Source organism: Nocardioides hungaricus (genome assembly GCF_054782915.1).
Genome location: NZ_BAAGRO010000061.1, coordinates 98,459 through 118,725 on the forward strand (window position 1 = coordinate 98,459; position 20,267 = coordinate 118,725).

At 70.1% G+C, this 20,267-nt stretch carries 24 protein-coding genes; 14 read left to right on the forward strand and 10 right to left on the reverse strand.

All coding sequences use genetic code 11. The features are described from left to right. Positions 1-34: 34 nt before the first annotated feature. A complete protein-coding gene (locus tag ACYVKX_RS21515; protein WP_460835742.1) occupies positions 35-319 on the reverse strand; it encodes a Fe-S cluster assembly protein HesB in 285 nt (94 codons plus the stop codon). Positions 320-430: 111 nt separating this feature from the next. On the opposite strand from ACYVKX_RS21515, the gene ACYVKX_RS21520 reads away from it, so the two are divergent. Further along, the gene (locus tag ACYVKX_RS21520) at positions 431-871 is read left to right on the forward strand and encodes an OsmC family protein (RefSeq protein WP_460835743.1); all 441 of its coding nucleotides are present in this window, start codon (positions 431-433) and stop codon (positions 869-871) included. A gap of 52 nt (positions 872-923) precedes the next feature. Here ACYVKX_RS21520 and ACYVKX_RS21525 read toward each other — a convergent pair whose 3' ends face one another. Then, positions 924-1,760, reverse strand: coding sequence for an aldo/keto reductase (locus tag ACYVKX_RS21525; protein WP_460835744.1), 837 nt, complete (start codon positions 1,758-1,760; stop codon positions 924-926). A gap of 82 nt (positions 1,761-1,842) precedes the next feature. On the opposite strand from ACYVKX_RS21525, the gene ACYVKX_RS21530 reads away from it, so the two are divergent. Beyond that, positions 1,843-2,562, forward strand: coding sequence for a M50 family metallopeptidase (locus ACYVKX_RS21530; RefSeq protein ID WP_460835745.1), 720 nt, complete (start codon positions 1,843-1,845; stop codon positions 2,560-2,562). Between the two features lie 9 nt (positions 2,563-2,571). Beyond that, positions 2,572-3,441: an LLM class F420-dependent oxidoreductase gene (locus tag ACYVKX_RS21535; RefSeq protein WP_460835746.1), complete on the forward strand. Its 870-nt coding sequence runs from the start codon at positions 2,572-2,574 to the stop codon at positions 3,439-3,441. A gap of 106 nt (positions 3,442-3,547) precedes the next feature. Here the strand turns inward: ACYVKX_RS21535 and ACYVKX_RS21540 are convergent, their stop codons facing one another. Further along, the gene (locus tag ACYVKX_RS21540; protein WP_460835747.1) at positions 3,548-4,045 is read right to left on the reverse strand and encodes a VOC family protein; all 498 of its coding nucleotides are present in this window, start codon (positions 4,043-4,045) and stop codon (positions 3,548-3,550) included. Between the two features lie 22 nt (positions 4,046-4,067). Beyond that, complete coding sequence (gene lepB / locus ACYVKX_RS21545; RefSeq protein WP_460835748.1) at positions 4,068-4,805, reverse strand: signal peptidase I; 738 nt, start codon at positions 4,803-4,805, stop codon at positions 4,068-4,070. 326 nt (positions 4,806-5,131) lie between these two features. Here lepB and ACYVKX_RS21550 point away from each other — a divergent pair, with 326 nt between their 5' ends. After that, positions 5,132-5,719 (forward strand): histidine phosphatase family protein, encoded by a 588-nt coding sequence (locus tag ACYVKX_RS21550; RefSeq protein WP_460835749.1) that lies wholly within the window; start codon positions 5,132-5,134, stop codon positions 5,717-5,719. Positions 5,720-5,983: 264 nt separating this feature from the next. Here the strand turns inward: ACYVKX_RS21550 and ACYVKX_RS21555 are convergent, their stop codons facing one another. The 5 genes from ACYVKX_RS21555 to ACYVKX_RS21575 form a co-directional block, all read right to left on the reverse strand. Further along, positions 5,984-7,003: an ABC transporter substrate-binding protein gene (locus tag ACYVKX_RS21555; protein ID WP_460835750.1), complete on the reverse strand. Its 1,020-nt coding sequence runs from the start codon at positions 7,001-7,003 to the stop codon at positions 5,984-5,986. Then, the gene (locus ACYVKX_RS21560; protein ID WP_460835751.1) at positions 7,003-7,839 is read right to left on the reverse strand and encodes an ABC transporter permease; all 837 of its coding nucleotides are present in this window, start codon (positions 7,837-7,839) and stop codon (positions 7,003-7,005) included. The genes ACYVKX_RS21555 and ACYVKX_RS21560 overlap by 1 nt, the downstream gene beginning before the upstream one ends. A 1-nt stretch (position 7,840) precedes the next feature. Continuing rightward, entirely contained in the window at positions 7,841-8,656 is an 816-nt protein-coding gene (locus ACYVKX_RS21565; protein WP_460835752.1) for an ABC transporter ATP-binding protein, read from the reverse strand. Positions 8,657-8,902: 246 nt separating this feature from the next. Beyond that, entirely contained in the window at positions 8,903-9,526 is a 624-nt protein-coding gene (locus ACYVKX_RS21570) for a UbiX family flavin prenyltransferase (RefSeq protein ID WP_460835753.1), read from the reverse strand. Beyond that, positions 9,523-10,383 (reverse strand): IclR family transcriptional regulator, encoded by an 861-nt coding sequence (locus ACYVKX_RS21575; RefSeq protein ID WP_460835754.1) that lies wholly within the window; start codon positions 10,381-10,383, stop codon positions 9,523-9,525. Before ACYVKX_RS21575 ends, ACYVKX_RS21570 begins: the two co-directional genes overlap by 4 nt. Positions 10,384-10,534: 151 nt before the next feature. Here ACYVKX_RS21575 and ACYVKX_RS21580 point away from each other — a divergent pair, with 151 nt between their 5' ends. The 8 genes from ACYVKX_RS21580 to ACYVKX_RS21615 are packed head-to-tail and all read left to right on the forward strand — an operon-like array spanning position 10,535 to position 18,121. Further along, entirely contained in the window at positions 10,535-11,959 is a 1,425-nt protein-coding gene (locus ACYVKX_RS21580) for a UbiD family decarboxylase (protein WP_460835755.1), read from the forward strand. After that, positions 11,956-12,684, forward strand: coding sequence for a maleate cis-trans isomerase family protein (locus ACYVKX_RS21585; protein WP_460835756.1), 729 nt, complete (start codon positions 11,956-11,958; stop codon positions 12,682-12,684). The genes ACYVKX_RS21580 and ACYVKX_RS21585 overlap by 4 nt, the downstream gene beginning before the upstream one ends. Then, positions 12,681-13,430, forward strand: coding sequence for an SDR family NAD(P)-dependent oxidoreductase (locus ACYVKX_RS21590; RefSeq protein WP_460835757.1), 750 nt, complete (start codon positions 12,681-12,683; stop codon positions 13,428-13,430). The genes ACYVKX_RS21585 and ACYVKX_RS21590 overlap by 4 nt, the downstream gene beginning before the upstream one ends. A 10-nt stretch (positions 13,431-13,440) precedes the next feature. Beyond that, on the forward strand, positions 13,441-14,448 hold the full coding sequence (locus ACYVKX_RS21595) for an ornithine cyclodeaminase family protein (RefSeq protein ID WP_460835758.1): 1,008 nt from the start codon (positions 13,441-13,443) through the stop codon (positions 14,446-14,448). Positions 14,449-14,479: 31 nt separating this feature from the next. Beyond that, entirely contained in the window at positions 14,480-15,082 is a 603-nt protein-coding gene (gene pyrE, locus ACYVKX_RS21600) for an orotate phosphoribosyltransferase (protein WP_460835759.1), read from the forward strand. Between the two features lie 14 nt (positions 15,083-15,096). After that, complete coding sequence (locus ACYVKX_RS21605; protein ID WP_460835760.1) at positions 15,097-15,504, forward strand: hypothetical protein; 408 nt, start codon at positions 15,097-15,099, stop codon at positions 15,502-15,504. Continuing rightward, positions 15,501-16,811 carry an allantoate amidohydrolase gene (locus tag ACYVKX_RS21610; RefSeq protein ID WP_460835761.1) on the forward strand — a complete coding sequence of 437 codons (1,311 nt, stop codon included), beginning with the start codon at positions 15,501-15,503 and terminating at the stop codon, positions 16,809-16,811. Before ACYVKX_RS21605 ends, ACYVKX_RS21610 begins: the two co-directional genes overlap by 4 nt. Continuing rightward, positions 16,808-18,121, forward strand: a complete 1,314-nt coding sequence (locus ACYVKX_RS21615; RefSeq protein WP_460835762.1) for a dihydroorotase — start codon at positions 16,808-16,810, stop codon at positions 18,119-18,121. The genes ACYVKX_RS21610 and ACYVKX_RS21615 overlap by 4 nt, the downstream gene beginning before the upstream one ends. Positions 18,122-18,174: 53 nt before the next feature. On the opposite strand, the gene ACYVKX_RS21620 is transcribed toward ACYVKX_RS21615, so the two are convergent. Further along, the gene (locus ACYVKX_RS21620; RefSeq protein ID WP_460835763.1) at positions 18,175-19,218 is read right to left on the reverse strand and encodes a S66 family peptidase; all 1,044 of its coding nucleotides are present in this window, start codon (positions 19,216-19,218) and stop codon (positions 18,175-18,177) included. Positions 19,219-19,452: 234 nt separating this feature from the next. On the opposite strand from ACYVKX_RS21620, the gene ACYVKX_RS21625 reads away from it, so the two are divergent. Together ACYVKX_RS21625 and ACYVKX_RS21630 are read left to right on the forward strand one after the other, a co-directional pair. Beyond that, a complete protein-coding gene (locus tag ACYVKX_RS21625; protein WP_460835765.1) occupies positions 19,453-19,677 on the forward strand; it encodes a ribbon-helix-helix protein, CopG family in 225 nt (74 codons plus the stop codon). Beyond that, positions 19,674-20,111, forward strand: coding sequence for a type II toxin-antitoxin system VapC family toxin (locus tag ACYVKX_RS21630; protein WP_460835764.1), 438 nt, complete (start codon positions 19,674-19,676; stop codon positions 20,109-20,111). Before ACYVKX_RS21625 ends, ACYVKX_RS21630 begins: the two co-directional genes overlap by 4 nt. Positions 20,112-20,267 lie beyond the last annotated feature (156 nt).

Consider the following 20,267-nt stretch of genomic DNA (forward strand, 5'->3'; position numbering starts at 1 on the left):
ACCCACGCCGACTCGGCGTCTCGATGGGGCGGGATCAGCCCTGCTGGGCGAGCGCGAACTCGACCTTCCCGCTCGGGTCGACCGCGGCGTCGAGGACCTTGTCGTCCAGCAGCTGCGCCGCCGACTCCTCGAGGTAGATCGTCGCCCCGCCCTGCTCGATGACCTGGTCGCCGGGCTCGGCCTGCTGCGCGGCGGAGACCGCGAAGGCCGTCTCGGGGGCGTCCTCGGTCGTGATCCGCAGGCCGGCGGTGTCGGGCAGGCCGGGCTGGTGGGTGATCTCGTTGACGATGGCGCTGGCGTTCTCGGTGAGGGTGAGCATGGCTCGCCTTCCGGTAGCGGTTGCTGACCCGTTCCACCGTCCCCGATCCGCCGCCAGGACTCAAACCGGTAGGTCAGCCCGGGCGTGTCGTGGCTCTGGCACGCTGTGCGCATGACGGTGCCCACGACGGACGCAGCGGACAGCCATCGCCGGGTCGAGCTCGCCAAGATCGGCGAGGGTCGCTACAAGGCGACCAACGCGCGCGGGGGAGTGCTGCCGGTCGGCTCCGGCGGCGACCCCGACTTCACCCCGGTCGAGCTGCTGCTGGCCGCGATCGCCGGGTGCAGCGCGATCGACGTCGACCTCATCACCGGCAAGCGCGCGGAGGCCACCGGCTTCGAGGTCGTCGCCGAGGGCGCGAAGGTCCGCGACGAGGACGGCAACCACCTTGTCGACCTGCGCGTGACCTTCGCGGTCCGGTTCCCCGAGGGCGAGGCGGGCGACCGCGCCCGCGAGGCGCTGCCGCGCTCGATCGCCCAGTCCCGCGACCGGCTCTGCACCGTCGGCCGCACCGTGCAGCTCGGGGGCCCGATCGAGTACGTCGAGGAGTAGGTGCGGCGGCTCGACATCGCCGACCGCCGGCCTCCGACGGGTCGTCGGCGGGCTACAGCTCCTCGTGCATGTCCGGGTCGCCGCCGAAGAGCCGGCCGTCCGCACGCCCCAGCACGGTGATCGCGGACATCTCGTCGTCGGCCAGCTCGAAGCCGAACACGTCGAGGTTCTGCCGCTGCCGCTCGGGCGTCGCCGACTTCGGGATCGGTACGGCGCCCAGCTGCACCTGCCAGCGCAGGATGACCTGGCCGGGCGTGACGCCGTGCGCCTCCGCGGCGGCGGCGACCGGCGGCTCGGTGAACGGGGCCTGCCGCTTGCCGAGCGGGCTCCAGGACTCGGTGCGGATGCCGTGGCGTTCGTTGGCCTCGCGCATCGCGGCCTGCGGGAAGTAGGGGTGCAGCTCGATCTGGTTGACCGCCGGCGTCACGCCGGTCTCGTCGACGATCCGTTCGAGGTGGGTCTCGGTGAAGTTGGAGACGCCGATCGACCGGACCAGGCCCTGCCGCTGCAGGTCGATCAGCGCGCGCCACGCCTCGACGTACGTCCCGACGCTCGGGTTGGGCCAATGGATCAGGTGCAGGTCGAGGTACTCCAGCCCGAGCCGCTCCAGCGACTCGTGGGTGCTGCGGACGGCGTCGTCGTACCCGTGGTGCCGGCCGGGAATCTTCGACGTCACCCTCAGCTCCTCGCGCGGCACGCCGCTCTGCCGGATCGCCTCGCCGACCTCGGTCTCGTTGCCGTAGTTGACCGCCGTGTCGATCAGCCGGTAGCCCGCCTCGATCGCGCCGCGGATCGCGGCCACGCCGTCGTCGCCGGACAACGGGTAGGTGCCGAAGCCGATCGCCGGGAGGGAGGAGCCGTCGTTGAGCTGGTACGTCGGGGTCGCCATGCGCCCCAACGTACTCAACCTCCGGCCCACTGCTCGCCGGTCGCCTGCTCGTGCTCGTACCCGGTCGGGCACGCTTGCACCCGTGGGTGATCTCTCGCCGCTGGACCGGGTCTGGCAGGACATCGCCGGCACGCAGCCGCCACCGGGGGAGTGGAGCGCGCTCGCGACCGCGCTCGTCGCGCTGGCGCTGGTCGCCGTCCCGCGGGTCTGGCGCCTGTCGCGCCACGTCGTCACCATCGCGCACGAGGGCGCGCACGGCCTCGCCGCGCTGGTGAGCGGCCGGCGGCTCGCGGGGATCCGGCTGCACTCCGACACCTCCGGCCTGACCGTCTCGCGCGGGCGGCGTACCGGTCCGGGCATGGTGGTGACGGCGTTCGCGGGGTACGCCGGGCCGGCGCTGCTCGGCCTGGGCGCCGCGCTCCTCCTCCGGGAGAGGCACGCCCTCGCCGTGCTCTGGCTGGCCGTCGTCCTGCTCGCCCTGCTGCTGCTCCAGATTCGCAACCTCTTCGGGCTCTGGATCGTGCTGGTCGCCGGTGCCGGAGTCGTCGCCGTGACCTGGTGGGGGAGCGGCACCGCGCAGTCGCTGGCGGCGTACGCCGGCACCTGGTTCCTCCTGCTCGCGGCACCGCGCCCCGTGCTGGAGCTCCAACAGCTGCGGCGGGCCGGCCGGGCTCGCGACTCCGACGCCGACCTCCTTGCCCGGATCACGCCGCTGCCGGGGCTGGTCTGGATCGGGCTGCTCCTGCTCGTGACGCTCGGCTGCCTGCTCGTGGGTGGACGGTGGTTGTGGGTGGGGGCGTAGGTTCGGGGCGTGCGCATCGGCATCCACTACGCGAACTTCACCCACCCCGACTGGCCGACCCGGCTCACCGACCGGCTGACCGAGACCGCCCGGGTCGCCGACCAGGGCGGCGCGGCGCTGTTCACGGTGATGGACCACTACTTCCAGATGGAGCAGCTCGGCGGCCCGCCGGAGCCGATGCTGGAGGGCTACACGACGCTGGGCTACCTCGCCGGCCAGACCTCGGACCTCCGCCTCGGGCTGCTGGTCACCGGCACGACGTACCGCCACCCCGGCCTGCTCGCCAAGATCGTCACCACCCTCGACGTGCTGTCGCGGGGCCGCGCGATGCTCGGCATCGGCGCCGCCTGGTACGACCGCGAGCACGCCGGCCTCGGCGTGCCGTTCCCGCCGACGAACGAGCGGTTCGAGCGCCTGGAGGAGACGCTGCGGGTGGTCCGGCAGATGTGGAGCGACGACGACGGCCCGTTCGAGGGCGAGCACTACCGTCTCGCCGAGACCGTCTGCGTGCCGCCGCCCGTGCAGCGGCCACACCCGCCGATCCTCATCGGGGGCAGCGGCGAGCGGAAGACGCTGCGGCTGGTCGCGCAGTACGCCGACGCCTGCAACCTCTTCGGCGAGAGCCCCGACCTCGTCCGCCACAAGCTCGACGTGCTGCGCGGCCACTGCGACGACCTCGGCCGCGACTACGACGCGATCGAGAAGACCATGATCGCGATGGGCGACCCGGTCGCCGACCCCGACGCGTTCCTGGCCTCGATGGGGGAGTACGCCGCCCTCGGCATCTCCCTGGTCACGCTGATGCCGCCCACCGACGACCCCGTCGGCTGGACCACCCGCGTCTGCGAGGACGTGTTCCCGCGCCTCGCCGATCTGTAGGGCCTCTCGCTGCGCCGGCACGGGCGGGTCTGTGGTTTGGTCACCAACCGCAGGTTTCGGGGTCGAAATGTTGCGGTTGGTGACCAAACCACACACCTGACGGCAGTTATGTCACCTTGATTCCGTACATCTCGCCGAGCGGATCGGCGATGAGCTCGACCCGGGTGCCGTCGGGGTCGCGGAGGTAGACCGACGTGCCGCTCTCGAGGACGTAGTCGACCCCGGCGGCGTCGAGCTTCGCGCGCAGGTGCTCCCAGCGGTCAGGAGCCACGGAGATGGCCAGGTGGTGCAGGCCGCCGAGCACCTCGGCGTACGGCCCGAGGTCGAGGCCGGGGAAGTCGAAGAACGCGATCAGGTTGCCGTTCCCGATATCGAAGAAGAAGTGGTTGGACCCCGCGTAGTCGCGGTTCTCGATGATCTCGGTGAGCGGGAACTCCAGCAGCCCCTGGTAGAACCGCACGGTCGTCTCCACGTCGGCGCAGACGATCGCGACGTGGTGGAGGCCGCGGGCCGAGGACGCCGGTCGTGCGGCCTCGGGGACGAGGTACGTCGAGCGGATGCGGTCGCGCTCGACGGCGATCCGCCGGAGATCCAGGCCGGCCATGGCCGCGAGGGTACTCCGACTTTCAACTTTCGGCGTCGGGCACGTCCGAGAACGTCGCCGGCCGGGTCAGCCAGTCCCAGTCGCTCCGGGGCCAGATCACCGCGAACACCTTCCCGACGACCAGGCCGGTGTCGACGTAGGCGTCGGCGGGGTCGCAGGTGTCGTCGCCGTCTTGACATAGTCGGTAGCTGCTGTCGGCGGACTCGGTCCGGTTGTCGCCCATCACGAACAACGTGCCCTCGGGGACCGGGCCTGCGGTCCACGCGCAGTCGCCCGGCCCCCTCGGCCCACGGCACTTCACGGTGTCGGCGTTGTTGACGTAATCGTCCTCGTCGAGCGGCTGGCCGTTGACCGAGATCCGGCCCTGGGTGTCGCAGCACCTGATGGTGTCGCCGGCGACGCCGATCACCCGTTTCACCAGGTGCCCGCCGGTGGGGTAGAGGCCGATCTTCGCCATCGCCCGGGCGACCGGGTTGGCGGGCCCGGCCTTCTCCTCCGGACGCAGCCAGTCGCTGGGGTCCTTGAACACGACGACGTCGCCGCGCTGCGGCTCGCCACCGAACCAGTACGACGGCTTCTCGACCAGGATCCGGTCGTTCTTCACCAGGCCGGGCACCATCGAGGGGGAGGGGATGTAGAAGGCCTGCATGAGGAGCGTCTTGATGACCACGGCGAGCGCCAGCGCGATGACGAGCAGCAGCAGGGTCTCCTGCCACCACGGCCGGTGCTTCTTCCTGGGCTTCCCGGTGGCGTCGATCACGGGCCGAGCCTAGACTGCGCCACCGAGCGACACCGACTCTCGCGCGCCGGATACCGGCCCCGCGACATGGCGGCGCAACTCGAGGACCAGGTGGCTGCCGACACCGTCGCTGAACGTTCCGCGTCTGGCCCGTGGGGCAGAGCGTCTTCAGTTGATGCGAGACGCAGACCCAGTACTGGACAGCCGCACACGGACAGCGTGTTGGAGGATCTGACCCGGAGCGCCCACGAGTAGCGACGACTGAGCTGGACGACCGAGCTGTCGATGCGGCACGTACGGTTGGCGCGGCGAGCTCGCCAGCTCGGCCAACCGAGGGGAGTGACGCCATGGTCGTCCAGATTGTCTTCGAGACGCACCAGCCAACCGAGGACAACGAAGCAGGCATCGCCACCGGTTGGCTGCCCGGACGACTGTCGGCCTACGGACGTTCTCAAGCCGCCGAACTCGGCGATCGCCGTCGCAACGACGGGCTGGATGCCGTGTTCAGCTCGGACCTCGCTCGTGCGGTCGAGACGGTCGACATCGCGTTTGTCGGCTCCGATATACCGGTCTTGCTTGACTGGAGGTTGCGCGAGTGTGATTACGGCGAGCTCAACGGGATGCCGCGCGACCGCGTCCACGCTGATCGTCTTGCCCAGCTCGCTACGCCCTTTCCTGGCGGTGAAAGCTGGCAGCAGGCGGTCGCGCGCGTCGGTCGGTTCCTCTCTGACTTGCTGTCTCGCTGGGACGGCACCCGCGTGCTGGTCGTCGGACATGCCGCCACTCAGCTCGGCCTTGATCACCATCTGCGCCAGGTCGCACTGGTCGATGCGCTTTCAGCCGACTTTGCGTGGCAGCCCGGCTGGGAATACGTGCTCGAAACGGCAGGTCGCGGGTCACCCCGCTGTCGTGGCCGGCATCGAGGTGCACAGTGATCTGGCGGGGCAGGATGCCTGGTCCGAGAATGACGGTGCTCAGGTAGGCGGCAGTTCCCGGCGGATGGAGCCGGGAATGGAAGGGTGGGTATCGCGGTCAGGCGGCGAGTTCGAGGATCAGGTCGTAGCCGAGGGCTTCGAGTTCGCGGAGCATCGGCGCTTGGTGGTGGAGAGTCGGGAGTCGGAGAAGTCCGCGCCGAGGTCGGTGAACCGGAGGTCGGGAACGGAGGCCGCCGCCCCAGGGACGGCGGCCTCCTGAGATGGTCAGGACGCGTTGCCCATGGCCACGTCCTTGATCAACTTGAGATCGATCGCGGACCTGGGGAAGTCGTTCTTGTAGGAGCCCGTGGACTGGAAGAAGGAGTCCATCCGCGCCAGGCTCTCCTCGGTGATCCCGGGTGTGCCGGACTTCGGGTACTCGTTGATCTCGGTGTAGTAGTCGTAGGTCGCGGCCAGGACCTCCTCCGGGTAGTCGAGCGAGGCCAGCTCCTCCTGGGCCGCGGCGACCCAGCCGGCCTTGTCGCTGTAGAACCGGTCGTACCCCTTCTGGATGGTGACGGCAAGCTCCCGCATCAGGTCCGGGGAGGAGTCGTAGAACTCCTTGTTGACCACCCACACGGTGTTGATCGCCGCGCTGGCGTCGCCCTGGAGGTCGGTCCAGGTGCCGAGCTGGGTGATGTCCGCGCCCGACTGCTGCAACCGCACGAAGTCGGTGTAGTCCAGCGTGGCCGCCGCGAGCCGGCCGGCCCGGAGCGCGGTGGCCCGGGCGGCGGAGCCGGCCACGATCGTCCAGTCGACGCTCTTGCCGGCCTCGGGCGCGTTCTGGTCGAAGAGCAGCCGGGGCAGCGTCTCGGTCAGTGACCCGGGCGCGTGGTAGCCCACCTTCTGGCCGGCGAGGTCGTCCAGGGTCTGATACTGCGGCTGGCTCGCGAAGAGGAACGGGATCGTCAGCTCTGCGGGGTAGAGGATCTTGATGTTCTTCAGTCCCCCCTCCTCGATGGCCAGGGCGACGTCGACGAACTGGACGACTGCGGCGTCGATGTTGCCGCGGTCGACGGCGGTGACGGCGGTCTGGTTCGCGCGGAGCTGGACCCGTTTGGCTCCGACCTCCTCCAGCGCGAACTGGTCGGCCACGTCGATGGTGTCGAGCTGCTCGGCGTACCCCACGGTCATGCCCTTGAGGCTGGTCCGCGGTGATCCGTCGCCACCTCCGCAGCCGGCCAGCGCGACCGAGGCGGCCAGAGCCAGAAGGAGGATGCGCGTGCTTCGCTTGAAGTGAGTCATTATGCACGTCCCTTTACGAGGAGTTTTTCCAATAGCTGAACCAGCCCCGAGAGCACCATTCCGAGGATGACGATGACGATGATGTAGACGAAGACTTTGGCGGTCTGATAGCGGTCGGCGGCGGCGATGACGGCACCGCCGATGCCGGTCGCGGCGAAGAGGAACTCGGCGATCACCATCCCCTTGATCGCCTGGCTGGCCCCGAGCCGCAGACCGGTGAAGATGTGTGGCAGCGAGTCGTGGAAGACCACCCGCTGGAAGAGCGGCAGCTGGGTGGCGCCGAAGGAGCTGGCCACTTCGACCAGCACCTGGTCGCGGTGGCGTACGCCGGTGTAGGTGGTGACCAGCACCTGGAAGACCGCGAACAGGAAGATGGTCAGGACCCGCGGGAGCATGCCCAGGCCGAACCAGATGATGATCAGTGGCACCAGCGCCGTCACGGGGATGACGTACAGCCCGTTGACGAAGGGGTCCATCACCTTGCCGACGGAGCGGTACCAGCCCATGGCGTAGCCCAGGGCGACACCCACGACCACCGAGAGTGCGTAGCCGATCCCGAGCGTGAGCAGGCTCTCGAGGATCGCCTGCTGCAGTTCCCCGGTTGAGACGACCTCCTTGGCGGCGCCGGCGACCACGGTCGGGGGCGGCAGGTAGAAGTTGCCGAGCTGCCGGCCGGCGATCTCCCAGGCCACGAGGGCCACGATGACCAGCGCCGCCTGGGTGAGCCGGACACTGCCGAGCAGGTCCTCGCGGATGGCGCGCGGCCAGGAGACGACCTGGCGCGTGGTGCTCGCCGGCGCCGTCGAGGTGGTGGGTGCGACAGTGGGTGCAGGCATCTCAGTCCTCCAGCAGGCTGGTCATGAGCGACTTGCGGATCTCGGCGGCCTCGGGGCTCGCGAGCAGGCCGTCGCGTGTCCTGGGTCGCGGGAGCCCGGTCCGGACGTCGCCGACGATGCGCCCGCCGCGCATCACCACGATCCGGTCCGCCAGGAGCAGCGCCTCGTCCAGGGAGTGGGTCACGAACAGCACGGTGCGGCGTTCCCGTTCCCAGATGGCCAGCAGCTCGGTCTGCAGCCGTTCGCGGGTGATCGCGTCGAGCGCGCCGAAGGGCTCGTCCATCAACAGCACCTCGGGCTCGACCGACAGGGCGCGGGCGATCCCGACTCGCTGCTGCATGCCGCCCGACAGCTCGGCGGGGTAGTGGCCGGCGAACTCGTCCAGGCCGACCAGGGAGAGGTACTTCTCGATCTGGCTCCGCCACCGGTCGCGGGGGAAGTGGGAGAAGCGGAGCGCCAGCTCCACGTTGCCCGCCACCGTGCGCCACGGCATCAGCCCGGAGGACTGGAAGACCATCGCGGTGTCCCGGCTCGGCCCGGTCACCGGCCTGCCTCCGACCAGCACGTCCCCCGAGGTCCTCGGCAGCAGCCCTGCGACGATGCGCAGCAGGGTCGACTTCCCGCACCCCGAGGATCCGATGAGGGCGACGAACTCGTCCTTCTCGACGTCGAAGGTGATGTGCTGGAGAGCCTGGGTGTGCACGATCGTCCGGGCCCAGCGGCGTACGTAGGTCTTGGTGATCCCGGACAGGTGCACATAGGTCCGCTCGTCGACGCTGGGCGTGAGTTGCGTGAGACCTTCAGCGGGTGCTGTCACTATTTCCGTCTCCTCGTCGTGCCTCGATGCACGGATCAGCGGTGCGGAGCTCTGGGGACGTCGGCGCCATGCCGGTGGGAAGGCGACGCTGCCCGACCATCGGATGACTTCCGTAGTACGGAACAGAAGTCCGCGAGGTGGCAGGGACCGTAGCTCGGTCGTCCGAGGGCTGTCAACGCCTTCGGTCGGGCTCGCCGAAAGTTGTCGGTGACCGACGCCACTCCCGGCGGCCGAGGTGGAGCCCGATCAGCTGGGATCGGCGGGAGGCCGCGGCGACCGGGTGCTCAACTCGTCGCCTTCCCAGCGGCGCAGAGAGTCCAGATGCAGGCCAACTTGATCCAGAGCTCGCTTCGCGGAGTGGTCGACCAGGTCCTCGATCGAGGCCGGCCGCGCATACAGCGCCGGGACTGGCGGGAAGATCACTGCACCGGAGGTCATGGCCAGATCCATGAGGTGCACGTGCCCTCGGTGCAGGGGCGTCTCGCGGACCATCAGCACCAGCGGCCGCTGTTCCTTCAAGGTCACGTCGGCGGCCCGCGCGATCAGGGTCGAGGAGTAGCAGTTCGCCACGGCGGACAGGGTCTTGACGCTGCATGGAGCGACGATCATGCCGTCGGTGCGGAACGAGCCGCTGGCGATCGAGGCGCCGAGGTCGTGGTCGGCGTGGACCACGTCGGCGAGCTCGCTCACCTCGCGGGCGGTCCGTCCGGTCTCGTAGTGCAGGGTCGATCGGCAGCCGCGGCTGAGTACCAGGTGAGTCTCGACCTCGGGGAGGTCGCGCAGGATCTGCAGGATCCGTACGCCGTACGCGGCTCCGGACGCGCCGGTCATCGCCACCACCAGCCGCCTGGTCGGCTCGGCGCGGGTCATCGGGCCGTGGCCCGGGTGCCGGTCCCGCGCTGGACCAGACTGGCGGTCTCCCGGGCGGCGTCGAGCATCTCGGCACGGTGTTCCTCGTCGACACTGCGCTCTACCGGGGCGACGATCGTCAGGCTCGCAGCGACACCATCGTGGAGCCAGACCGGCACGGCGACCGCCCAGATGTTGCGGTCCAACTCATCGGAGGACATCTCATAGCCGCGGTTGCGGATCACCCCGAGCCGCTTGAGGACGTCATCGGTGCTGGTGGGGGTCTTCGGTGTGAAGGCACTCATCTGGTAGCCGTCGAGCAGGTCTCTGACCAGGTCGTCGTCGCGGAAGGCGAGCAGCACCCGGGCCGCGACCGAGGCGTGCAACGGCATCTCCCGGCCGACCTCCACGCTGATGCGCAGCGGGCGCTGGCTCTCGGCGAGCGCCACACAGACCGCCCGCGGACCGACGAGTTGGGTGAGAAACACGGTCTCGTCGAACCGGTCGCTGAGCTGCCGCAGATGCGGTCGGATCTGGTCGGCCAGCGTAGCCGCCGGGCGGGGCCGGGCCATCGTGACCATCTTCTCGCCGGGGAAGTAGAGCAGCGACTGGGGGTCGCGGTAGGCCATCCCCTCGGCGACCAACACCTTGAGCAGTCGATGCGCAGTGGGCGAAGGCAGTTCGAGCGTGGTGGCCAACTCGGTCAGCGAGAGTCCGCGGGGGCCGGCCTCGCCGATCGCCGAGAGGAGCCGGATGGCCCTGATCACGACCTGCATGTTCACCTCGATCTTCGGTTGCGGCGTGCCGTGCGGCACGGCTGCGGAGCGCGCCGTGCCGGTGCCGAGTGCGGGTTTGACAAGGCGGGCGAGTCGCGGCACAGTAACGACACCTCGCTGATGGAAGCAACTTCCGTGTGGCAGAAGTCTACTCCAGGCGGATCGACGGAGCGCAAGCCGGACTGTGGGCCGGGCCGGACGGTCGCCGCGACAGGGCGAGCGGACGAGCAACCCAAGCATCGGGAGATGACACGTGGCGTGGAGTGACCTGCGAGAGTTCGTGACCGCGCTGGAGGATCGGGGGGACCTGCTGCGAGTCACCGAGGAGGTGGACTGGGAGTACCAGGCCGTCGCCCTGACCCGCGAGACCTCCGATCTCGACGGGCCGGCGCTGCTCTTCGAGAGGATGCGGGAGAGCGCGTACCCGTGCCTGAGCGGACTCTTCGCGGCCAGGCGCCGGGTCGCCCTGGCCCTGGGCCACGACTACGACTACCTGCTGCGGCACTTCGACGAGTTGGAGTCCCGGTATCTCGAGCCGGAGCTCGTGACCGGCCCGGCGCCGTGCCAGGAGATCGTGATCGAGGGTGCAGACCTCGACGTCCTGGCGCTGCCGCTGCTGCGGCACTACGAGCTCGACGGCGGCCGCTATCTGACGGCCGGACTCCAGGTCGCGAAGGACCCGGAGAGCGGGGTGCGCAACGTCTCGATCCACCGGCAGCTGCCCCTGGGTCCGCGGGAGCTGACCGTCTTCGCTCCGCCCGGACGGCACCTGCGCACGATCATCGAGCGGTGGCACGAGCGGGGCCAGGCTGCCGACATCGCCGTGGTCATAGGAGCCGAGCCGGCGACTCAGATCGCCTCGCAGGCGCGGGCGCCGTACGGCCGGGACGAGTTCGGCATCGCCGGCGGATTCCGGGGCGAGCCGGTGCAGCTCGTCAAGGGCACCACCGTGGACCTCGAGGTCCCCGCCACCGCCGAGATCATCATCGAGGGCCGGGTCCACCCCGGCCGGCTGGAGCTCGATGGTCCGTTCGGGGAGTACCCCGGCACCTACAGCGAGGCGAAGCTCGCTCCCGTCATGGAGGTCACCGCGATCACGACTCGGCGAGGGGCGATGTACCAGAACACCCTGACCGGGATACCGATGACCGAGAACCACTGGATGATGCAGCCGAGCGCGACCGCGATGGCCTTTCGCGAGGCCCTCCGCGTCACCCCTGAGATCAAGGACGTCCACGTCACCCCTGGCGGCACCGCCCGTCATCACGTGGTGGTCTCGATGCGCAAGCGCCACCCCTTCGAGCCTCGCAACGTGATGCTCGCGCTGCTGGCGGCGCCGCTGGGCGCCAAGCTGGTCACGGTCGTCGACGAGGATGTCGACGTCTACGAGGCGACCGAGGTCGAGTGGGCGGTGAACACCCGCGTCCAGCCCGACCGCGATGTCGTGATCGTCCCTGACCTCTATTCACCGACCCTGGATCCCTCCGCACCTGCACCACGGGCGAGCGCCAAGATGGGAATCGACGCGACCGCCCCGATGGGGGAGGAGCGCCGGATGTATGAGAAGCCTCGGATCCTGGGTCAGGAGCGTTGGCCGTTGCAGGACCTGCTGGACGCGGCTGGGTGGGAGCGGCCCGACGAGGCCGGGTTCGGTACGGCGGCGGGAGCCGCCAGGTGAGCGGCTTCGGCTGGCGAGCCCGCATCGGGCTGATCCTGCCCGCGGACAATGTCGTCGCAGAGCCGGAGCTCTACTCCTTGGGACTGCCCGGTATCAGCTTCCATGCCTCGCGGCTGACCGTGACCGAGCACGCCCAGATGCGACGGCAGGCCCTGGACTCGGCCACGGCCTTCGCCGAGATGGGCGTCGATGTCGTCGTGTACGCCTGCGCCGAGACCAGCTTCAACGCCGGGGAGGACGCCCGGGTGCGGTTGCCGCAGATCATCCAGGAGGCCTGTGGGCTGCCAGTGGTCACTGCGACCACCGCGATCCTCGAGGCGGTCACCGCGCTCGACCTGAAGCGGGTCGCAGTCGTGACGCCGTACACCGATCGGTCCGGGCGACTCTTCGAGTCGGCGCTCGCGGGACAGGGCGTGGAGGTGCTGGCCGCACGGCACCGCGACTTCCGGGTGGGCAGCCGTGACCCGCGCGAGTGGTACGAGACGAACCGGCAGCCGCCCACGACTGCCTACCACATGTTGCGCGATGCGGACTCGGACGGAGTCGACGGCGTGGTGGCCTCCGCGACCAATCTGGCCATGCTGCAGCTCCTCGAGGAGGCCGAGCAGGACCTCGGGAAGCCTGTCGTCGGCTGCAACCAGAGCATCCTGTGGTGGTGCCTGCGCGAGCTCGGCATCAAGCAGCCGATCCCGGGGTACGGCGCCCTGCTGCGGGCGGAGCGATGAGACTCGCTGGAAGGACCGCGCTGGTCACCGGAGCCTCCGGTGGCATCGGGTCGGCGATCGCGGTCGGGTTCGCGGCCGAGGGTGCCACGGTGGCGCTGCACGCCCGCAACGTGGAGGCCGCCGAGGTGGTACGCCGTCGGATCGAGCAGACCGGCGGGCGGGCGACGGTGGTCACCGGAGACGTCCGGGACGCTGGCGAGGTCGACGCCATGGTAGCGGCGGTCCAGGCCGCGGTCGGCCCGCTCGACATCCTCGTCAACAACGCCGGCGTGATGAGCACGGCGCCCTTCCTCGAGCTCTCCATCGAGGAGTGGGAGAAGGTCATCGACACCAACCTCACGGGCTACTTCGTGGTCGGCCAGCGCGTCGCGAGGGGAATGGTCGAGCGCGGCTACGGCCGGATCGTCAACGTCTCGTCCACGCGGCAGGTGCAGGCCTGGCCCGGGAGCACGGCGTACTGCGCGTCCAAGGGCGGGATCGCCATGCTGACCCGGATGATGGCGCTCGAGCTGGCGCCGTACGGCGTATGCGTCAACAGCATCGCCCCCGGGACGTTCCTGACCGACCTGAATCGCAGCTACCTGTCCGACCCGGAGTTCCAGGCGGCGCGGGTTGCCACGATCCCGGCCGGACGGCTCGGGGAGGTCGCGGACCTCGTCGGCGCCGCGGTGCTGCTCGCCTCCGAGGAGGCCGGCTTCATCGTCGGCGCGTCCGTCATGATCGACGGCGGCCAGACCCTGGGATGAGGGGACGACGATGCGAATCCTGAGCGCCGACGACGTACGGCGGGTCTTCACGATGACCGACGCGCTGGCGGTCGTCGAGGCCGCGGCCTCGATCCACGTCCTGGGTCGGGCGGACACCCCACCGCGCCACCAGCTGGCCACGACGGAGCCTGCGGGCGAGTTGTTGGTCATGCCCTCGGTCGTCGGCGGGAGCCGCTTCGGGGTCAAGGTCTGGCACCGGTTCGCGGAGTCGATCGGAACGATCCCGGGCAGCTCGGCGAGCATTCTGCTGCTCGATCCCGAGCGCGGCGAGGAGGTGCTTCTCGACGGCGAGGTGATCACCGACCTGCGCACCGGCGCGATGACGGGTGTCGCGGCCCGGTACCTGGCTGCGCCGGGAGCCAGCGAGGTGGCGGTCATCGGGTCGGGCATCCAGGCGCGGACACAGATCCTCGCCCTGGCCGAGGTCCTGCCCACCGTGCGCCGTGTCCGGGTCTTCTCACGCAACCGGAGCCGGCTGGAGGCCTTCGTCGCGATGATGCGGGCCGAGGTGCTCGAGGCCGGCGTCCGGGTCGAGGCGACCGCCAGCGCCGAGGAGGCCGTGGTGGGTGCCGACGTGGTGGTCGCCGCCACCACCTCATCCACGCCGGTGATCGCTGACGCCTGGATCGCGAGCGGCGCGCTGGTGTGCGGCGTGGGAAGTCACGACCGCCACTCGAGCGAGTTGGAGCCGGCGACCGTCGCGCGCGCGGAAGTGCTGGCTGTCGACACCCTGCGGGGTGGTGTCGACGGCGCCGCCGACATCTCGGGGCCGATCGAGAGCGGCTTGGTCGACCGCTCGGCGGTCGCCGAGCTCGGCGACGTGGTCCGCGGCGCGGCCGCCGGCCGGCGTACGCCGGAGGGGATCGCGGTCTTCAAGAGCGTCGGCTTCGCGGCCTGCGACGTCATGGCGGCCGCAGAGGTCGCCCGGCGCGCCGCTGAGCTGGGGGAGGGGCTGGTGCTGGATCTGCACGCCCCGTCGGAACCGAGCCAGACCTGACCATGACCGGCACAACGAAGGGAGTCGACCGGTGATCTCACATGTCGAGGAGGCACTGAACCTGCTCGGGCTCGGTGCTTTGCAGAGCACCGAGGAACGCCGAGCCGAGCTGGCCGACGACATCCTCGCCGCGGCTCATCTGCGCGGGGAGTTCGTGCTCAGCTCCGGCGAGACCACCGACTACTACCTCGACAAGTATCTTTTCGAGACCAAGCCGACCATCCTGCGCCGGCTCGCTTCGCTGATGGCGGCCCAGATCCCGAGCGACGTCGACCGCCTCGTCGGTCCCGAGCTCAGCGGGGTGCCGGTGGTCGTCGCCCTCGCGTTGGAGTCGGGGCTGCCCTATGCGATCGTGCGGCGCCGCACGGCCGGGTCCGGGGCGCGCTCCGTCGAAGGCGAGCTGCACCTCGGCGAGCGGGTCCTGGTCGTCGAGGACGTCATCTCGACCGGGCAGCGGGCCCTGACGACCGTGGAGCGGGTGCGGGAGGTCGGTGCGCAGGCGGTCAGCGTGATGGCCGTCGTCGACCGGCTCCAGGGCGCGGCCGCGGCGCTGGCCGCGGTGGACCTGCCGCTCACCGCCCTGCTGACCATCGAGGACCTGCTGGGCGCGCACGGCAAGGGTGAGGGGGAGTGAGACGGGTGGACGACGTGGAGAGTCTCGCAGTGGAGCCGCGCCGGGCGCGGCGGCTGGGAGAGGCCCTGCTGGCGCGGCTCGGCGACACCGCGATCGAGGAGATCCTGATCTGGGACGACCCGGACAGCGCGGTGCTTGCGCATGTGGTCGGCGCCGCCCGCGATGTGCCGGTCGTGCGCGCCCAGGAGCTCGAGGGGCTGGTCGAGGCTGTGGACGAGCAGACGGCTGGGACCCGGGTCCTGGTGCTGGCACCGCAGTTCCGGACCACCGGCTCCTGGCGAGCGCTGACGAGCCTGGTCGAGCTCCACCAGGGGAGGATCGCGGCGATCGGGGCCATCGCGGACAGCCCGGCGCTGGCCGAGGCGCGAGCGGCCGGCCACGCGGTCGTCGTACTGCACGACCACGCCGAGGAGACGGCATGAGGGGCCTGGCCGGGATCGAGCCGGCGGGCACCGCGCCGGCAGACCGCGACGACGCGGCCTGGGTCGCCGGCCTGCTCGACCAGCTCGCGCGGCTCTCGGAGCCGGGCCCGGGCGTGACCCGCCTCGCCTACACTCCGCTGGAGCGCGAGGCCCACGATCTGTTCGCGTCCTGGATGCGAGAGCTCGGCCTCGAGGTCCACGTGGACCCGGCGGGCAACACCCTCGCCGAACTGCCGGGCACGGGCGCGGGGCTGCCGGCGATCGGGACCGGCTCGCATCTGGACAGCGTGCCGGGCGGCGGCCGATTCGACGGCATCGTCGGAGTGGTCAGCGCGGTTGCGGTCGCGCGCGGACTGGTTGAGCAAGGCGCCCGGCCCGTGCACCCGATCCGCTTCGTCGCCTTCGCCGGCGAGGAGGGGGCGCGCTTCGGCCAGGCCTGCCTCGGTAGCCGGCTGGCGGCCGGGCTGACCCGGGAGTCTGAGCTCTACGAGCGCCGCGACATCCGCGGCGTGACCCTGGCAGAGGCGATGACCAGCGTCGGCCTGGACCCGCGACAGGCGGTACGCCGACCCTGGCAGCCCTCGGACTGGGCCGCCTTCGTCGAGCTCCATGTCGAGCAGGGTTCGGTGCTCGAGTGCGCCGGGATCGCCATCGGGCTGGTCGACCTGATCTCCGGCAGCTCTCGGCTCTCCCTGGAGCTTCAGGGCCAGGCCTCCCACACGGGCGCGACGCCGATGGCGCACCGCGCCGACGCGCTGGCAGCCGCGGCCGAGATCGTGCTGCACGCCGAGGATCTGGCGACCGACGCCCAGCACCGGGGAACCCGGGCCACGGTCGGGCGGCTCGAGGTACATCCCGGCTCGATCACCACGATCCCCGGGCTGGTCCGGATGGCCGTGGACATCCGCGACGTCGACAGCGACCGGCAGCGCACCACTGCGGCTGAGCTCGTCCGTCGAGCGCGTACCGTCTGCGACCGGCGGCGGATCCAACTGAGCATCGAGCTGCTCGGCGACGCCTCCCCGGTGGTCCTGCCCGCGTGGCTGCGCGAGGTGCTCGCGGAGGCCACGCGGGCGGCTGGGGTGGCCTACCGTCCCATCACCAGCGGCGCCAGCCACGACAGCCAGATGATCAACCACATCATGCCGGCCGGGATGATCTTCGTGCCGAGCAAGGACGGGCTCAGCCACGTGCCGGAGGAGTGGACCAAGGCAAGCGACATCGTCACCGGTGTCGACGTGCTGACCCGGAGCCTGCTGCTGCTCGACGAGGAGCTGGCGAGCCGCGGTCCGAGGGCGACCACGTGAGCGGCACCCGCCTGCTCCGGGGACTCTCGCTGTACGGCGAGCAGGAGGCCGACGTACGTCTGGAGGCCGGCCGGATCGTCGAGATCGGCCCGCAGTTGGACGGGTACGGCGCAGTCGTCGTCGACTGCGCCGGCCTGATCGGGCTGCCGGCGTTCGTCGACCTCCATACCCACCTGCGCGAGCCGGGGCCCGGCGGCGCCGAGACCATGGCGACAGGTACGGCGGCTGCGGTCGCCGGGGGCTACGCGGCGGTCTTCGCGATGGCCAATACGGATCCCGTCGCGGACTCCGTCGCGATCGTCGAGGAGGTGGCCCGGAGAGCAGAGACGAGCGCATCCTGTGCCGTCTATCCGGTCGGGGCCGTCACCGTTGGCCTGGCGGGCCAGACACTCACCCCCATCGAGGACCTGGCTGCCTCGGCGGCGGCAGTGCGCGTCTTCTCCGACGACGGCCACTGCGTGGCCGATCCGGTGCTGATGCGGGAGGCCCTCGGTCGGATCGGCGCCGTGGGCGGCGTCCTCGCTCAGCATGCCCAATCGCCGGAGCTCTCCGCCGGTGGTCAGGTCAACGCCGGCGCGGCCGCCGAAGCGCTTGGCCTGCCACCGTGGCCGGGCGTCGCCGAGGAGGTGATCGTGGCCCGTGACCTGGTCCTGGCCGCCGAGGGCGCACCTCGAGGCGCACGGCTGCACATCTGCCACGTCTCGACGGCGGAGTCGGTGGAGCTGCTGAGGTGGGCGAAGCAGCGTGGGTTGCCGGTCACCGCGGAGGTCACCCCCCATCACCTCGCGCTCGTCGACACCGCCACGCGGGGAAGCGACACCAGGTTCAAGGTCAACCCACCGCTGCGCACCGAGGAGGACCGGGAGGCGGTACGCCGGGCGCTCGCCGAGGGGGTCATCGACGTGATCGCCACCGACCACGCACCGCACAGCGCCGAGGCGAAGGCGCGGCGCTGGTGCGACGCGCCGCCGGGCATGCTCGGGCTCGAGACGGCGCTGGGGGTGGTCGCCGCGACGATGGTCGAGACCGGCCGGATGACCTGGCGTGACGTCGCCGCGTCGATGTCGGAGCGCCCGGCCAGAATCGGGGGAGTGGGGAGCCGACATGGGCGCGGGTTGGCCGTCGGTGAGCCGGCGACGCTGTGCCTGGTCGACCCGCGGGAGACGTGGTCCGTCGTGCCCGGCGAGCTCAGCAGCATCGGGAAGAACACGCCCTTCGAGGCGATGAGCCTCCCGGCCCGCGTGGTCGCGACCGTGATCGCGGGCCGGGTGGCCTTCGACCGGCGCGAGCTGTTCGACCGCGGAGAGTAGGCGCGCCGTCGTTCGGAGCCGGAGTGCCCGGGCGGGCGTGGTGAGAAGGGTGGTCACGCGTAGTCGGCGAACAACCGCCTGCGACTCCCGTCGACGGTCATGAGGCCGCCGTAGGGGACGATCCACTGTGGTCGTGTGTGGCCGAAGGGCGGGCCCACCACGATGACAGCGCCGGGGTTGTACCGACCGACGACGGAGATCGCGGCATCCCGCTGTTCAGCGCGCTTGGCCTTGCGCTCTTCGGCCGATGGCCGGACGGTGAAGTCTGAGGTCGGTGGGCGAGCGACCACGACTGCGTCAACGGACGCGAGCAGGCCACGCTCGCCGAGGGACCTGAGGATCCAGCCGAACTCGCGGGCGGGGATCAGCTCCTCGGAGGTCTCGAGAAGCAGTACGCCGCCGCCGACTTCCGCGGGGTCGGCAGGGAATCGGCCGGCCGTGAGTATCCACTGGACTACCTCGATGCAGCCGCCCCAGGTGCGTCCGGTGACGGACTTGGCAGGTCCGGCCCAGGTCCAGGGCTCGGTCGGTTCGCGCTCGCCGAACTCGCTCAAGGCCCGGGGATCGTTCCAGTCGTGTCCGATGTCTTCGGACTCACCGGGCTCGATGAGCTCCAGGCGCTCGCCGCCGAGGAGCGCCGCGCGCAGAGACTGCTCGTGGACGGGGTCGAGCCGCGGTCCCGGGCCGAGCTGTACCTGGGTCGAACCGCCGTAGTACCCGGGGATGCCGTGGGTCCACAGCCAGTTGAGGATGTTCGTGTTGTCGCTGTAGCCCAGGAAGGGCTTGGGATCGTGGCGAGCGAGGTCGGCGTTCAGGTGCGGGACGACGGTGATCTGGTCCTCGCCGCCGATCGCGGCGAGGACCGCGCGGATCTCCGGGTCGCGGAAGGCTTCGTTCAGGTCGGCGGCGCGATCTTCAGGGGAAGCGCCGAGTTTCCGTGTCGTGGGGTACTCGACGGGAGTCAGCCCCGTCACCGTCGCAAGCCGCTCCATTGCCTGCTCGTGCACAGCCGGGGCGACGGCTGGCGCAGCGAACGAGGGGGAGAGTACGGCGACCTTGTCACCGGGCTTGGCCTTCGGGACCGAGACGAACTCCATGGGCAAGGACCTTACGGGTGCTGTCCTCCGAGTCTTCTACAAGGAGGCGGTCACAAATCGGGAGACATTCATCTGATGGAATACGCAGATTAGTAGTGCTGGAATGACTGCGTATCAAGATGTGGCGTATTCCGAGGATCGTCGCGTGGTCGGCAAGCCGCAGATCGGGCTGCCCTGGGGGCGGCGCACCACGTTGGCTATACTCTTGGCTATACTCTGAGTATGTCCAAGGTGATGGTCTCGCTGCCCGATGATCTGCTGGCCGAACTGGACGCGGAGGTGAAGCGTCGCTCGACGAGCCGCAGCGCACTCCTCGCTGCGGCCGCAAGGCGCGAGCTCGAGCGCCGTGACCCGGTCGACCTCGCGGCTGCGATCGAGCGATCGGAGCGGCGCTTCCGCGATGCCGGAAGCTTCGAGTCGGCCGACGTCGTACGCGCTGACCGCGACGAGCGTCGATGACCGGCCTGCTGGTTGACACTTCGGTGTTGATCAAGTGGTTTCACTCGGAGGGGGAGAGCGAGCTCGCGGAAGCACGTGCGATCCGAGACTCACACGTCCACGGTGACGTCGATGCGCATGTGCTGGACCTGGCCCTCTACGAGGTCGGAAACGTACTGGCGCGTGCTTTGAGGTGGAGGGCAGATGAGGTTGCCAGTCAGCTGGACGACCTCGTTGCGATCGTAGGCTCACCATTGGCGATGTCGCACGAGTGGCTGCATGAGGCCGCTCGGATCACGGAGACGCACGGTCTGTCGTTCTACGACGCCAGTTGGGCCGCCGCCGCAGCAGCGCTGAAGATCCCCCTCGTCAGTGCTGATCGGCGGCTGGTGACCGCTGGCCTGGCTGAGACTGCGACTGAAGTATCGGAGAGGCTGCACCTCACCACGAGGTAGCGCCATCTAGAAATTGACATAATGTCAGTTATCGGCGGTTGATCGGCAGGGTGCGCCTCTACGACCACCTCCGAACACATGTTGGTTTCTGTTGGTTTCCAAGATCGCTGTCCAATTTCCAGTCGATGTGTCTAGAAGTCCCAAGCGGTTGTCCAG